This window comes from Thermus oshimai DSM 12092 (assembly GCF_000373145.1).
Taxonomy (GTDB): Bacteria; Deinococcota; Deinococci; order Deinococcales; family Thermaceae; genus Thermus; species Thermus oshimai.
The window spans coordinates 81,214-94,520 of the sequence record NZ_KB890602.1; the positions used below are offsets into that span (position 1 = coordinate 81,214).

General features: G+C 68.7%; 15 protein-coding genes. 11 read left to right on the top strand and 4 right to left on the bottom strand.

Annotation, left to right across the window (positions count from 1 at the left end):
* Positions 1-32: 32 nt before the first annotated feature.
* From B043_RS0100535 to B043_RS0100545, 3 genes are read right to left on the bottom strand one after another with little or no spacing between them, the layout of a single operon-like run.
* On the bottom strand, positions 33-710 hold the full coding sequence (locus tag B043_RS0100535; protein ID WP_018460541.1) for a uroporphyrinogen-III synthase: 678 nt from the start codon (positions 708-710) through the stop codon (positions 33-35).
* Positions 682-1,047 carry a carboxymuconolactone decarboxylase family protein gene (locus B043_RS0100540; RefSeq protein ID WP_016328654.1) on the bottom strand — a complete coding sequence of 122 codons (366 nt, stop codon included), beginning with the start codon at positions 1,045-1,047 and terminating at the stop codon, positions 682-684. The genes B043_RS0100535 and B043_RS0100540 overlap by 29 nt, the downstream gene beginning before the upstream one ends.
* Positions 1,044-1,706, bottom strand: coding sequence for an HAD-IA family hydrolase (locus B043_RS0100545; RefSeq protein ID WP_018460542.1), 663 nt, complete (start codon positions 1,704-1,706; stop codon positions 1,044-1,046). The genes B043_RS0100540 and B043_RS0100545 overlap by 4 nt, the downstream gene beginning before the upstream one ends.
* Before the next feature lie 89 nt (positions 1,707-1,795).
* Between B043_RS0100545 and B043_RS0100550 the strand changes: the two genes are divergently transcribed.
* From B043_RS0100550 to B043_RS0100560, 3 genes are read left to right on the top strand one after another with little or no spacing between them, the layout of a single operon-like run.
* Positions 1,796-2,356 carry a YceI family protein gene (locus B043_RS0100550; RefSeq protein ID WP_018460543.1) on the top strand — a complete coding sequence of 187 codons (561 nt, stop codon included), beginning with the start codon at positions 1,796-1,798 and terminating at the stop codon, positions 2,354-2,356.
* Positions 2,353-2,937, top strand: coding sequence for a dioxygenase family protein (locus B043_RS0100555; protein WP_018460544.1), 585 nt, complete (start codon positions 2,353-2,355; stop codon positions 2,935-2,937). The genes B043_RS0100550 and B043_RS0100555 overlap by 4 nt, the downstream gene beginning before the upstream one ends.
* Positions 2,938-2,995: 58 nt before the next feature.
* A complete protein-coding gene (locus tag B043_RS0100560) occupies positions 2,996-4,033 on the top strand; it encodes a GGDEF domain-containing protein (RefSeq protein WP_018460545.1) in 1,038 nt (345 codons plus the stop codon).
* A gap of 46 nt (positions 4,034-4,079) precedes the next feature.
* Here the strand turns inward: B043_RS0100560 and metK are convergent, their stop codons facing one another.
* Entirely contained in the window at positions 4,080-5,258 is a 1,179-nt protein-coding gene (gene metK / locus B043_RS0100565) for a methionine adenosyltransferase (protein ID WP_038036726.1), read from the bottom strand.
* A gap of 75 nt (positions 5,259-5,333) precedes the next feature.
* Between metK and murI the strand changes: the two genes are divergently transcribed.
* The 8 genes from murI to B043_RS0100605 all read left to right on the top strand — a co-directional run bounded on the left by murI (position 5,334) and on the right by B043_RS0100605 (position 13,307).
* On the top strand, positions 5,334-6,107 hold the full coding sequence (gene murI / locus B043_RS0100570) for a glutamate racemase (protein ID WP_016328660.1): 774 nt from the start codon (positions 5,334-5,336) through the stop codon (positions 6,105-6,107).
* A 6-nt stretch (positions 6,108-6,113) separates the two neighbouring features.
* The gene (locus B043_RS0100575; RefSeq protein WP_018460546.1) at positions 6,114-6,755 is read left to right on the top strand and encodes an LOG family protein; all 642 of its coding nucleotides are present in this window, start codon (positions 6,114-6,116) and stop codon (positions 6,753-6,755) included.
* A 39-nt stretch (positions 6,756-6,794) separates the two neighbouring features.
* Complete coding sequence (locus B043_RS0100580) at positions 6,795-8,180, top strand: PucR family transcriptional regulator (protein ID WP_018460547.1); 1,386 nt, start codon at positions 6,795-6,797, stop codon at positions 8,178-8,180.
* A gap of 71 nt (positions 8,181-8,251) precedes the next feature.
* Positions 8,252-9,541, top strand: coding sequence for a 4-aminobutyrate--2-oxoglutarate transaminase (gabT, locus tag B043_RS0100585; protein ID WP_026234054.1), 1,290 nt, complete (start codon positions 8,252-8,254; stop codon positions 9,539-9,541).
* Positions 9,542-9,573: 32 nt separating this feature from the next.
* Complete coding sequence (locus tag B043_RS0100590; protein WP_018460549.1) at positions 9,574-10,602, top strand: ABC transporter ATP-binding protein; 1,029 nt, start codon at positions 9,574-9,576, stop codon at positions 10,600-10,602.
* The gene (locus B043_RS0100595) at positions 10,595-11,500 is read left to right on the top strand and encodes an ABC transporter permease (RefSeq protein WP_018460550.1); all 906 of its coding nucleotides are present in this window, start codon (positions 10,595-10,597) and stop codon (positions 11,498-11,500) included. Before B043_RS0100590 ends, B043_RS0100595 begins: the two co-directional genes overlap by 8 nt.
* 59 nt (positions 11,501-11,559) lie before the next feature.
* Positions 11,560-12,288 (top strand): ABC transporter permease, encoded by a 729-nt coding sequence (locus tag B043_RS0100600; protein ID WP_211207609.1) that lies wholly within the window; start codon positions 11,560-11,562, stop codon positions 12,286-12,288.
* Entirely contained in the window at positions 12,285-13,307 is a 1,023-nt protein-coding gene (locus B043_RS0100605; RefSeq protein ID WP_018460552.1) for a polyamine ABC transporter substrate-binding protein, read from the top strand. The genes B043_RS0100600 and B043_RS0100605 overlap by 4 nt, the downstream gene beginning before the upstream one ends.

Consider the following 13,307-nt stretch of genomic DNA (forward strand, 5'->3'; position numbering starts at 1 on the left):
CCCGGGGAAGGGGGGTAAAGGGGGCCTTTTCCTTATCCCCCCCAGGCCTTCAGGATGGCCCGGTAAAGCCCCTCGAGGCCCGGCCTGTCCGCCTCCACCACGGGAAAGCCGAGGCTTAGGGCCTCCTGGGCCGTGCTGGGGCCGATGCAGGCCGCCCTTGGGCGCCTTTTCGTCCAGCGGGCGTAGGCCCGGGCCCCGCTGGGGCTGAAGAGGGCCACCACCTCCGCCCGCTCCAGAAGGGCGATCTCTTCCGGGCTTAGGGGTCTTTCCCGGGTGGCGTAGACCTCTAAGCGCTCCACCTCCACCCCCCGCGCCCGCAGGCCTTCCTCCAGCGCCCCCCCCGCCAGGTCCCCCGCCACGAAGAGCACCCTTTTGGCCTCGGGAAAGCTCTGGGCCAGGTCCCTCGCGGTGGCCCTGGGGGGGAGGAAGGCGGGGGAGAGCCCCCCGGCCCCTAGGGCTTCCCCCGTCCCCTCCCCCACCGCGGCCACCCGTAAGGGGGGGCGTCCCGCCCCCTTCCAGGCCCAAAGGAGGCGCCTTGCCCCTTCCTTGGAGGTCACCGCCACCCAGTCCGCCCCCCTAAGCTTTTGGGGGAGGAGATGGAGGCCGGGGAGGTCCACCTGCTCCAAAAGGGCCACCTCCTCCGTGGGGATCCCCTGGGCGCGGAGCTTTTCCAGTAGGGCCTTATCCTTCCCGCGGGTGAGGAGCACCATGGGCCTTTAAGACCTTCTCCAGCATGCGCATGGCCGCGAGGGCCCGGGGGAAGCCCAGGAAGAGGGCGGACTGGAGGATGGTCTCCCGCACCTCCCGTTCCGTGGCCCCTGCCCGAAAGGCCCCTTCCAGGTGGGTGGCGAGCTCCTTGGGGCTCCCCAGGGCGATGAGGGCGGTGATGGCCAGGAGCTCCCGCGTTTTCAGGTCCAGCCCCGGGCGGGCCAGGACCTCCTCGTAGGCGAAGTCGCGGATGTAGCGGAAAAGATCCTCGTCCGCCGCTTTGAGGCTTTCCTCTATGGCCTCCTGCTTCTCCCCCCAGAGGGCCTTGCGGACGCTCATGGGAGGTAGTCTAGCACCTGGGGAAGGGCGTGGAGGGCCCTCGGGTTCTCCCCCAAGGGGTCAAAGAGGAGGGCCCTCACCCCGGCGGCCTCCGCTCCCCTTAGGTCCGCCTCCGAGTCCCCCACGTGCACCGCCTCCTCCGGGGCCACCTCCAGGGCGGAAAGGGCCTCCTGGAAAAGGGCGGGGTCGGGCTTGGCCACCCCGGAGAGGGCGCTCACCGCCAGGTGGTGGAAGTAGGGCCTAAGGCCCACCACCTCCAGGATCTCGGGCAGGGTGGCGTCCCAGTTGGACACCACCGCCAGGCGGTACCCCTTGGCCCGGAGGGTCCGCAGGGTGGCCTCCGCCCCGGGGGTGAGGGGCCAGAAGCGGGGGTTCCTCCAGTTCGCCACCAGCTCCCGGCTTAGGGCCTCCGCCTTTTCCTCCTCTAGCCCAAGCCCCAGGAGGAGCCTCCGGTGGAAAGCCCGCCAGAGGAGAAGGGCCCCTTCCAGGTCCCGGGCCTTCAGGTGGTGCTCCTCGTAGAAGCGGAAGGCCTCGAGGGCCGCCTTCCGGAAATCCCCCTTGGGCTTCAGGCCCCGTTCCGCGAGGAGGGGAAGGAGCCAGAAGCGGGGGCTCGCGAGGATGAGGGTGTTCCCCACGTCAAAGAGCACCGCCCGGACCATGGCCTAAGTCTACCCTCCTTTCCCCTTGGGGGTTCCCTAACCCGTTTCTAACCTACGTGGGCTATGGTTTTCATAGCAAGGGGGACAGTATGCGAGCGCTTTGGGTATGGACGGCGGTCTTTTCCACCTTAGCCCTGGCCCAGACCTTTGAGGTGGCCTCAGGGGAGGCCCGCTACCGGGTGCGGGAGGAGCTTTTGGGCGTGGGCGTGGCCGACGCGGTGGGGGCCACCAAGGCGGTGACGGGCCGGGTGGTCCTAAAGGGCCCTGAGGCCCAGGGGGAGTTCGTGGTGGACCTAAGGGAGCTTAGGAGCGACCAGGCTCGGCGGGACAACTACCTCCGCCAGAACACCCTCCAGACGGACCGCTTCCCCACCGCCACCTTCCGCCCCAAGCGGGTGGAGGGCCTGCCCAACCCCCTTCCCCGCCAGGGCCGCCACCCCGTACGGGTGGTGGGGGATCTTACCCTCCGGGACGTGACCCAGGAGGTGGTTTGGGAGGGGGAGGCGGTCTTCGGGGAGGAGGTGCGGGTTTCCTTGAAGACGGAGTTCCCCTTTGAACGCTTCCGCCTGGTCCAGCCCCGGGTGCCGGTGGTGTTGGGGGTGGAGAACCGCATCCGGCTGGAAGTAGAGCTCACCTTGAGGCGGTTATGAACCGGCGCGCCCTTCTGAAGGCCCTGGCCCTAGCCCTTTCCGGGCCCGTTCTGGCCCAAGGGGCCTGCACCCCCACCCCGGCCCTGGCCCAGGGCCCCTACTACCTGGCCGGGGTGCCGAGGAGGCGGGACTTAAGGGAGGGGGAGGGGGTTCCCTTCCGCCTCCGCCTCCTGGTGCAGGACGCCCTCTGCCGCCCCCTTAGGGGGGCCCGGGTGGACCTCTGGCACGCGGACCCCTTGGGGCGGTACTCGGGCTTCCAAATGCCGGGGGTGGCCTTCCGGGGGTACGAGCTTGCGGACGAGGGGGGCGGGGTGGAGTTCCTCACCCATTTCCCCGGCTGGTACCCGGGGCGCACCCCCCACTTCCACCTGCGGGTGGAGGCGGGGGGGAGGGTTCTCGTGACCCAACTCTTTTTTCCCGAGGAGGTCATCGAGGCCGTCTACGCCCGGCCGCCCTACCGCACCCGGGGCCTCCCTAACGTGCGCAACCGTCAGGACGGGATCTTTAGGGCCGACCTTCTCCTCTCCCCCAAGGTGGAAGGGGAGGGGTTCGGGGCGGGCTTCACCCTGGTCCTGCGCTGAGGCCCTTTAACGGCGGTTAACGCCCCGCCCCTTCCGCCCTCCGGATTAAGCTGAAAAGGTGCACCCCACCCTGGAGCTCCTGGACCCCCTGAACCCCCTGCGGCGGAGGGTGGCCCTGGTGCTCCTGCCCCTGGGGGGGGTTCTGGCCCTGGTGGCCCTCTTGACCTCGGGCCAGGGGGTGGACCCGGTGGACCGCCTCTTCCTCCCCCTCTTGGCCCTGGGGTTCAGCGCGCTGGCCCTGGTCCTCCTCTTCCGGCCCCAGGCGGCCGCCTGGGTCCTGCCCTCGGCCCACGCCGTGGTGGCCCTTTACCTCCTTGCCACCCTGGGCTACCAGCTCCTCCTGGCCCCCAACCCCTTGGGCCTCTCCCCCGCGGCCTTTTGGTTTCCCTTCGTTTACTTTTCCAGCTTCCTCTTCTTCCCAAGCGGGAGGGCGGTGCGCCTGGCGGTGATCTACCTCCTTTCCGCCTTCCTTCTGGCCCTCTTTGGGGGGGTGCGGGGGCATTTCCACCCCGTCCACCTGAACGCCCTGGCCCAGTTCTTCGGCTCCAACCTGGCCTACGTCCTCCTCCTCTACATGCTGGTGCGCATCAAGGAGGGGTACCTCGAGGCCCAGCTGGACGCCCACAAGGACTTCCTCACGGGCCTGCGCAACCGCCGCTACGCGGAGCTCATCCTGGAAAGGGAGCTCGCCCGGGTCCAGCGTTACGGAAGGCCGCTCTCCCTCATGGTCCTGGACCTGGACGATTTCAAGAAGGTGAACGACACCTTCGGGCACGACGTGGGGGACCAGGTCCTAAAGGCCCTGGCCCGGGTGTTGGAAGGGGGCATCCGGGTGAGCGACCGGGCGGTGCGCCTTGGGGGGGAGGAGTTTGCCGTCCTCCTCCCGGAGACGGAGCTGGCCCAGGCCCTCCCCCTGGCGGAGCGCCTGAGGCAGGCGGTGCGGGCCCTATCGGTGCCCCCCGTGCCTGGGCTTTCCGTGAGCATCGGGGTAGCCCAGGCCGCCCCCACGGACTCCCCCCTCTCCCTCCTCAAGCGGGCGGACGAGGCCCTCTACCGGGCCAAGCGCAAGGGCAAGAACCGGGTGGAGGTGGGCTAAAAACGCCCCACCGGAGCAGAGGCTCCGGTGGGGATCCAAAGAAGGCTTAGAGCCCGGCCTCCTGCCTCAGGGCCTCCACCCGGTCCGTCTCCTCCCAGGGGAAGCCCGCCCGGCCGAAGTGGCCGTAGGCGGAGGTGGGGGTGTAGATGGGCCTCAGGAGGTCCAGCTCCTCAATGATGGCCTGGGGCCTGGGGTCAAAGACCTTGGCCACGATCTGGGTGAGCTTCTCGTCGGGGAGGATGCCGGTGCCGAAGGTCTCCACCCGCATGGACACGGGCCGGGCCTTGCCGATGGCGTAGGCCAGCTCCACCAGGGCCCTCCTGGCAAGCCCCGCCGCCACCAGGTTCTTGGCCATGTAGCGGGCGTAGTAGCTGGCGGAACGGTCCACCTTGGTGGGGTCCTTGCCGCTGAAGGCCCCGCCCCCGTGGGGCACCGCCCCCCCGTAGGTGTCCACGATGATCTTCCGCCCCGTCAGGCCGGTGTCCGCGTGGGGGCCCCCCAGGATGAACCGGCCCGAGGGGTTGATGAGGTACTCCGTCTCCCCCTCCTTTAGGTACTCGGGGGGGATGGCCTGGCGCACCACCTCGCGGATGAGGTCCTCGCGGAGCTGGTCCTGCTCCACCTCGGGGGAGTGCTGGGCCGAGACCACCACGGTCTTCACGTAAAGGGGCCGGTCCCCCTCGTAGACCACGGTGACCTGGGCCTTGCCGTCGGGGCGGAGGTAGGGGAGGAGGCCCGTCTTGCGCACCTCCGCCAGGCGCATGGTGAGGCGGTGGGCCAGGGTGATGGGGAGGGGCATGAGCTCGGGGGTTTCGTCGGTGGCGTAGCCGAACATGAGGCCCTGGTCCCCCGCGCCCACCCGGTCCAGGGGGTCGGTGGACTTCAGGACCCGCCACTCGTAGGAGAGGTTGACCCCGCCCGCGATGTCCGGGGACTGCTCGTCTATGGCGGTGAGCACGGCGCAGGTGTCCGCGTCAAACCCGTACTTGGCCCGGGTGTAGCCCACCTCCCGCACCGTCTTGCGCACCAGCCCGGGGATGTCCACGTACCCTTCCGTGGTGATCTCCCCCGCCACGAAGACCAGACCCGTGGTGACCAGGGTCTCGGCCGCCACCCGGGCCTTCTTGTCCTGGGCGATGAGGGCGTCCAGGATGGCGTCGGAGACCCGGTCCGCCAGCTTGTCCGGGTGCCCTTCGGTAACGGATTCAGACGTGACCAGCCTCAACTTGCGCACCTCCCAAGCGCCCCCTCGGGGCAACTCCGCTAGTATAGCACGCCCCCTAAAGTATGATGCCCCCTCGTGAGGGACGTACGGAGGCCCATCGGGGTTTTTGATTCCGGGGTGGGGGGGCTTACGGTGCTTAGGGCCCTGAGGGAGCGCCTTCCCCGGGAGGACTTCCTCTACTTCGGGGACACCGCCCGCGTGCCCTATGGGGGCAAGCCCCTTCCCATGGTGCGCCGCTTTGCCTGGGAGATCGCGGGCTTTCTCCTCCGGGAGGGGGTAAAGGCCATCGTGGTGGCCTGCAACACCGCCTCGTCCGCTGCCCTTCCGGACCTGGCCGAGGACCTTTCCGTGCCCGTCTTTGGGGTGTTGGAGCCCGCGGCGGAGGAGGCCCGCGCCCACGCCAAGGTGGGCCTCATCGGCACCCAGGCCACGGTGGGAAGCGGGGCCTACGAGCGCCACCTGGACATCGCCTGGAAGAAGGCCTGCCCCCTCTTCGTCCCCCTGGTGGAGGAGGGGCTTTGGGAGGACCCCGTGGCCCTGTTGGTGGCCCGGCACTACCTGGAGGAGGCCCCCAAGGACCTCGAGGCCCTCATCCTGGGCTGCACCCACTACCCCTTCCTGAAGCCCGTGATCGGGCAGGTCCTCCCAGGGGTGCGGCTCATTGACTCCGCGGAGGCCACCGCCAAGAAGGTGGCCCGGGTTCTTGAGGCGGAGGGGCTTTTGAACCCGGAAGGCAGGGGGCGGGTGGTCCACTACGTCACCGGGGACCCCGAGGCCTACCGCGCCCTGGCCCAAAGGCTCGGGGAGGAGGTCTTGGAGGTGCGGCGGGTGGGCCTGGAGGAGTTATAAAGGGGCATGCCCAAGAAGCCCCTCATTGACCAGCTCCACCACGGGGACGCCTGGCGGCTTTTCCGCATCATGGCGGAGTTCGTGGAGGGGTTTGAGGTCCTTTCCGAGATAGAGGTCCCCCTGGTTTCCGTCTTCGGCTCCGCCCGCTTTTCCGAGGGCCACCCCGCCTACGAGCTGGGCTACCGCCTGGGCCGAGCCCTGGCCCAGGCGGGCTACGGGGTGGTCACGGGGGGCGGCCCCGGGGTCATGGAGGCGGTGAACCGGGGGGCTTATGAGGCCGGAGGGGTGAGCGTGGGGCTCAACATCGAGCTCCCCCAGGAGCAGAAGCCCAACCCCTACCAGACCCACGCCCTGCACCTGCGCTACTTCTTCGTGCGCAAGGTCCTCTTCGTGCGCTACGCCCAGGGGTTTGTCTTCCTTCCCGGGGGTTTCGGCACCCTGGACGAGCTTTCCGAGGTCCTGGTCCTCATCCAGACGGAGAAGGTCCACCCCTTTCCCGTCTTCGCCCTGGACCGGGCCTACTGGGAGGGGCTTCTCCGCTGGATGGCCTTTTTGGCGGAGGAGGGGGCCATCGCCCCGGAGGACCTTAGCCTCCTCACCCCCCTGGACACCCCGGAGGAGGTGGTGGCGGCCCTGAAAGGCCGTTAACCCCGCCTTGGAACAGGGTAGGATGGAACCGCCACGCCCATGCCGGGTCTGCCCCTAAGCCAGCTTTTGCAGCTTCCCTCCCTCTCCCGGGCCCGCCTGCTGGCGGGGGATGGGGGGCGGGCCGTGACCTGGGTGCACGTGGTGGACCTGCCGGAGCCCGCGCCCTGGGTGCGCAAGGGGCAGCTTCTCCTCTCCACAGGGTACGCCTGGCCCCGGGAGGTGGCGGCCCTGAGGCGCTTCGCCGGGGAGCTGGCGGCGGCGGAGCCCGCGGGGGTGGTTCTGGCGGTGCCCCAGTTCTTTGACCGGTTTCCCGAAGCGGCCCTGGAGGTCCTGGCCGAGGCGGGGGTGGCGGTTCTGGAGCTCCCTTGGGAGGTGCCCTTTGCCCAGGTCACGGAGGAGGTGCTGAGGCGGCTTTTGGCCCGCCAGCTGGAGGTGCAGGAGCGGGTCCAGGCCCTGCACCGGGCCCTCATGGCCGCCCTTTTGGAGCGGGAAGACCTGGCCTCCTTTCTCGCCTACCTTTCCCGTCTCCTAGGCCAGGAGGTGCGCTGGGCCGAGGCGCCCGAGGGGGGGGTGGCGGTGCCTGTGCCCCTGGGCCGGGACCGGGTGGGGTATCTGGTCCTGGAGGGGCCCCTGGAGGAGGCCGAGGCCCGGGCCCTGGAGAACGCCGCCCTGATGGCCGGGCTCATCCTGGCCCACCAGCGGGCCTTGGCCGAGCGGGAAGCCCGCCTGGGCTACGCCTTCTTGGATGCCCTTTTGGAGGGGAAGCGGGAGGCCCTTACCCCGGAGCGGGCCCGGGCCTTTGGCTTGGACCTTAAGCGGCGGTACCGGCTGGGGGTGGCCCTCCTGCCCCTCAGCCTGCCCCTTTCGGAGCGGGCTTTCCAGGAGCGGGAGCGGGCCTTGGGGGAGGTGCGGGGCCTGCTTAGGGGCATGGGCGTGGGGGCGGTGCTCTCTGTGAACCTCAACCAGGTGCGCTTCCTCCTGCCCGAGGGGCTGGACCCCGAGGCCTTCGCCCGCGCCTTGGACCGGCCCTGGCCCCTGTACTTTTCCCGGGCCTACGCCCCTTTGGATCTGGCCCGGGCCTTGGAGGAGGTGGAGCGGCTTTCGGCCTTCACCGCCCCAGGGGTGTACCGGTACGAGGCCCACCTGGTCCCCCGCTTCCTCCTCGGGGACCTCGAGGCCCGGCAGGAGCTTTTAGCCCTCCTGAAGCCCCTCCGCCCCCGGGAGCGGGAAGCGCTTCTCGCCTGGGTGCGGGCGGGGTTTGCCTACCAGGGGGCCGCCCAGGCCTTGGGGGTCCACCTGAACACCCTCCGCTACCGCTTGAGGCGGCTGGAGGAGCGGCTTGGGGTATCGCTGGACAGCCCCGAGGACCGGTTCCTTCTGGAGCTTGCCGCCCGGGTTTGGGAGCTAGAGGACAAAAAGACTTGAGGATTTTTGTGCGAGCCATACATTGAAGGGCCGGGTTCCCCGGCGTATCCTTGGGCCTCAAAGGAGGCAAGGTGGCCCTCATGGAGTCGCGGAACCAGGCGCTTTGGCAGGCAAGGGAGCGGTTCGTGCCCCGGGGGGTGGCCCAGGCCCACCCCGTCTTCGTGGCCCGGGCCCAGGGGGTTCGTCTTTGGGACGTGGACGGCCGGGAGTACCTGGACTTCGCTGGGGGCATCGGGGTCATGAACGTGGGCCACGGGCACCCCCGGGTCCTGCAGGCGGTGAGGGCCCAGCTGGAGCGCTTCACCCACGTGTGCTTCCAGGTGACCCCTTACGAACCCTATGTCCGCCTGGCGGAGCGGCTGGCCCTCATGACCCCGGGAGATTTTCCCAAGAAGACCCTTTTTCTCACCACGGGGGCGGAGGCGGTGGAGAACGCGGTGAAGATCGCCCGGGCCTACACGAACCGGCCGGCGGTGGTGGCCCTCACCCACAGCTTTCACGGCCGTACCCTCCTGGGGATGTCCCTCACGGGCAAGGCCTCCTACTACAAGCAGAACTTCGGCCCCTTCGCCCCCGAGGTCTACCACGCCCCCGCCCCTTACCCCTACCGGGGGGTTTCCGAGGCCCAGGCCCTGGAGGGCCTGGAGGAGCTTTTCCGCACCCAGGTGGACCCGGAGCGGGTGGCGGCCGTGATCCTCGAGCCCGTTCTGGGCGAAGGGGGGTTTATTCCCCTTTCCCCGGAGTATCTGCGGGCGGTGCGCCGGCTCACCGCGGCCCATGGCATCCTCCTGGTGGCCGACGAGATCCAGTCCGGGTTTGGCCGCACGGGAAGGATGTGGGCCATAGAGCACAGCGGGGTGGTCCCCGACCTCCTCACCTTTGCCAAAAGCGTGGCCGCGGGGCTCCCCTTGTCGGGGGTGGTGGGGCGGAGCGAGGTCATGGATGCCCCCCAGCCCGGGGGCCTGGGGGGCACCTACGCGGGCAACCCCTTGGCCTGCGCCGCGGGGCTTGCGGTGCTGGAGGTCTTCGCGGAGGAGCGCCTGCTGGAGAAGGCCGAGGCCCTGGGCCGGCGCCTTTGGGAAGGGTTAGAGCGGCTGAAGGCCCGTTTCCCTCAGGTGGGGGAGGTGCGGGGGCTTGGGCCCATGGTGGCCCTGGAACTGGTGCGGGACCCCGTGGGCAAAGAGCCCGCCCCCGAGCTGGCCCAGCGGGTCCTGGAAGCGGCCCGGGCGCGGGGCCTCATCCTCCTGAAGGCGGGGATGTTCGGCAACGTCCTGAGGGTGCTGGTCCCCCTGGTGGCCTCCCTTGAGGAGGTGGAGGAGGGGCTTGGGCGCCTGGAGGGGGCCCTGGAGGTGAGCGTGTGACCTGGGGAAGGCCCGCGCTCAAGGATGCTAGGATGGCGGCCAAGGTGGAGGAAGGGACGGGGCTGGTCCTTCAGGACCTGCGCAAGCGCTTCGGGGAGGTGGAGGTCCTGAAGGGGATCTCCCTGGCGGTGCGGCCCGGGGAGTTTTTCACCCTCCTTGGGCCCTCGGGGTGCGGCAAGACCACCTTGCTCCGCCTCGTGGGGGGGTTTGAGATCCCCGACGAGGGCAGGGTGCTCCTGAACGGGCGGGACCTCACCCCTCTGCCCGCCCACAAGCGGCCGGTGAACACCGTCTTCCAGAACTACGCCCTTTTCCCCCACCTCACGGTGTACGAGAACGTGGCCTTCGGCCTGCGCAGCCGCCGCTTCCCTGAAGCGGAGGTGCGGGCCCGGGTGGGGTACGCCCTGGGGCTTTTGCGCTTGGAGACCCTTTTGCACCGTTACCCCCACCAGCTCTCGGGGGGGCAGAAGCAGCGGGTGGCCCTGGCCCGGGCCCTGGTGAACGAACCCCAGGTGCTCCTTTTGGACGAGCCTTTGAGCGCCCTGGACGCCAAGCTCCGGGCCGAGGTGCAGGTGGAGCTCCGCAACCTGCAACGGCGTCTGGGCACCACCTTCATCCTGGTCACCCACGATCAGGAGGAGGCCATGGCCGTTTCCGACCGCATCGGGGTTATGGAGGCCGGGGCCCTCCTCCAGGTGGGCACCCCGGAGGAGGTGTACGAGCGCCCCAAGACCCGCTTCGTGGCGGAGTTTTTGGGGGTGGCCAACCTCATCCCTGCCCGCCGGGTGGGGGAGGGGGTGGAGACCCCCTTTGGGGTTTTCCCCCTACGGGTTCCCTGGGCGGAGGGGCTCCTTGCCCTCCGGCCCGAGCGGGTGGAGGTCTTTAAGGAGGCGGTCCCGGGGAGCTTCCCTGCCCGGGTGCGGGAGGTGGTCTACCGGGGGGCTTACCTGGAGGCTTTCCTGGAGCCTGCCCTTCGGGTGCGCACCGCTTTGAGGCTGGCCCCCGGGGAAGGGGTTTTCGTGCGCCTGCCTGAAGAGGGGCTGGTGGTGCTGGATGCCTAGGGTTTTGGTCTGGTACGGGGAGCTCACCGCGGCCTCGAGCCTGGCCCGCCGGGGGCTTTTCCTCCTCCTCCCCGGGCTTCTTTGGCTTCTCGCCTTTCTCCTCCTGCCAAGCCTCCTCCTCATCCCCCTCTCCTTCGCCCAGCGGGGGGCCTTCGGCGAGGTGGTCTGGGACTTCAGCCTGGAGAACTACCGCCGGCTTTTGGGCTTCGGGATCCTGGGCTTCAGCCTGGATAACCTCTTGGCCCTGGGGCGCACCCTTTGGGTGGCCTTCTGGACCACCTTGATCTGCGTGCTCCTGGCCTACCCCATCGCCTTCTTCATCCGGGCCCAGGAGGGGCGCCGCCGTTACCTTTTCCTGGCCCTGGTCCTCGTCCCCTTCTGGACCAACCTGGTGATCCGCACCTACGCCTGGCAGCTCCTCCTGGCCCCCGAGATGCCCCTGGCCCGCTTCCTGGTGGGTCTTGGCCTTTGGGAGCCCGGCATGGCCCTTTTCCCCAGCGCCTTCGCGGTGTACGTGGGGATGGTGAGCGCCTTTTTGCCCTTCATGGTCCTTCCCCTCTACTCCAGCGTGGAGCGCCTGGACCCGAGCCTGGTGGAGGCGGCGCAGGACCTTTACGGCGGGCCCTGGCGCACCTTTGTGCACGGGGTTTTGCCCCAGACCCTGCCTGGGCTCACCGTGGGGGTGATCCTCACCTTTATTCCCGCCATGGGCATGTTCGTGGTCCCCGACCTCCTGGGCGGGGCCAAGCACCTTCTGGTGGGGAACCTCGTCCAGCAGGCCTTCTACACCATGCGGGACTGGCCCTACGGGGCCGCCTTGAGCCTGGTCCTCATCCTCCTTACCCTGGTGGCCTTGCGCCTTTACCGCCGCTATGGAAAGGAGGTGGACCTGGCGTGAGGCTCTCCCTTTGGGTGCGGGCGGTGGCCTTGGCTTCTTTGGCCTTCCTTTACCTTCCCATGCTGGCGGTGGCCCTGTTCTCCTTCAACCGGACCCGCCACGGCCTCTCCTGGGGGGGGTTCACCCTGGACTGGTACCTGCGCCTCTTTTCCAACGAGGCCATCCTCGAGGCCGCCCGCAACACCTTCCTCCTGGCCCTCCTCTCCACCCTCCTCTCCACCCTTTTGGGCACCCTCTTCGCCCTGGGCCTGGAGCGCCACCCCTGGGGCCGGGGGTTCCGGGCCTTTTTGGAAAACGTCCTCTACCTCCCCGTGGTGACCCCCGACCTCATCCTGGCCGCGGCCTTGGTGGTGGCCTTCGGCTTCCTGAGAGCGGTTTCCAGTCTCTTTGAGCCGGGCCTCCTCACCATGGTGATCGGACACGTCACCTTCCAGGTGGCCTTTGTGGCCCTGGTGGTGGCCAGCCGCCTGCGGAGCCTTCCCCGGGACCTGGACGAGGCCGCCCGGGACCTCTACGCCACCTACCCCGTTTACCTAAGGCGGGTCCTCCTCCCCCTCCTGGCCCCCGGCATCGTGGCCGGGGCCATGCTGGCCTTTACCCTTTCCCTGGACGATTTCGTCATCAGCTTCTTCACCGCGGGGCCCGCCAGCCAGACCCTGCCCCTCATCATCTACGCCTCCACCCGGAGGGGCCTTACCCCAGAGATCCACGCGGTGTCCACCTTGATCTTCCTCGTGACCGTGGTCTTGGTCCTGAGCGCGGAGCGCTTGACAAGGAGGGCGGCATGAAAAGGATTCTGGCGGTGCTGGCGGTTTTATTGGCCCTGGGCCTGGCCCAGAAGGAGCTTCGGCTTTTCATCTGGTCGGAGTACATAGACCCCGCCATCCTCGAGGCCTTCAGCAAGCAGACCGGCCTCAAGGTGCGCGTGGACCTCTACGAGTCCAACGAGGAGCTCATCGCCAAGCTCCAGGCGGGCGGGGTGGGGCAGTACGACGTCATCTTTCCTTCGGACTTCTACGTGCCCTCCCTGATCCACCTGAAGCTGGTCCAGCCCCTGGACCAGGGCAAGATCCCCAACCTGAGAAACCTGGACGACAAGTTCAAGAACCCGCCCTTTGACCCCGGCAACCGCTACTCCGCCGCCTACCAGTGGGGCACCACCGGCCTCATCTACCGCAAGGACCGGACGGCGGAGCCTAAGACCTGGGGGGTGCTCTTCAAGGAGCCCAAGGCCCCCTTCATCCTCATGGACTCCCCCCGGGAGATGCTGGGGATTGCCCTTAGGTACCTGGGCTATTCGGTGAACACCAAGAACCCCAAGGAGGTCCAGCGGGCGGGCCAGGTGCTCCTCGAGGCCAAGAAGAGCCGCTACTTCCTGGGGTTTGAAGGGGGGGTGGGGGGCAAGAACCGGGTGGTGGCTGGGGCCGCCGCCTACGCCGTGGTCTACAACGGGGACGCGGTGCGGGCCGCCGACGAGAACCCCGGCAAGGTGGCCTTCGCCATCCCACAAGAAGGGGCCACCTTGTGGGTGGATTCCATGATGATCCCCGCCAAGGCCCCGAACCCTGAAGGGGCCCACCGCTTCATCAACTTCATCCTGGACCCCAAGGTGGGGGCCCAGCTTTCCAACTTCAACCGCTACGCCACCCCCAACAAGGCGGCCCTGCCCTACATCAACCCCCAGGACCGCAAGAACCCCGCCATTTATCCTCCCGCCGAGATGATGAAGCGCATGGAGTTCATCCTGGACCTGGGCAAGGACAACCGCATCTACGACGAGGTCTGGACCGCGGTCAAGAGCCGGTAG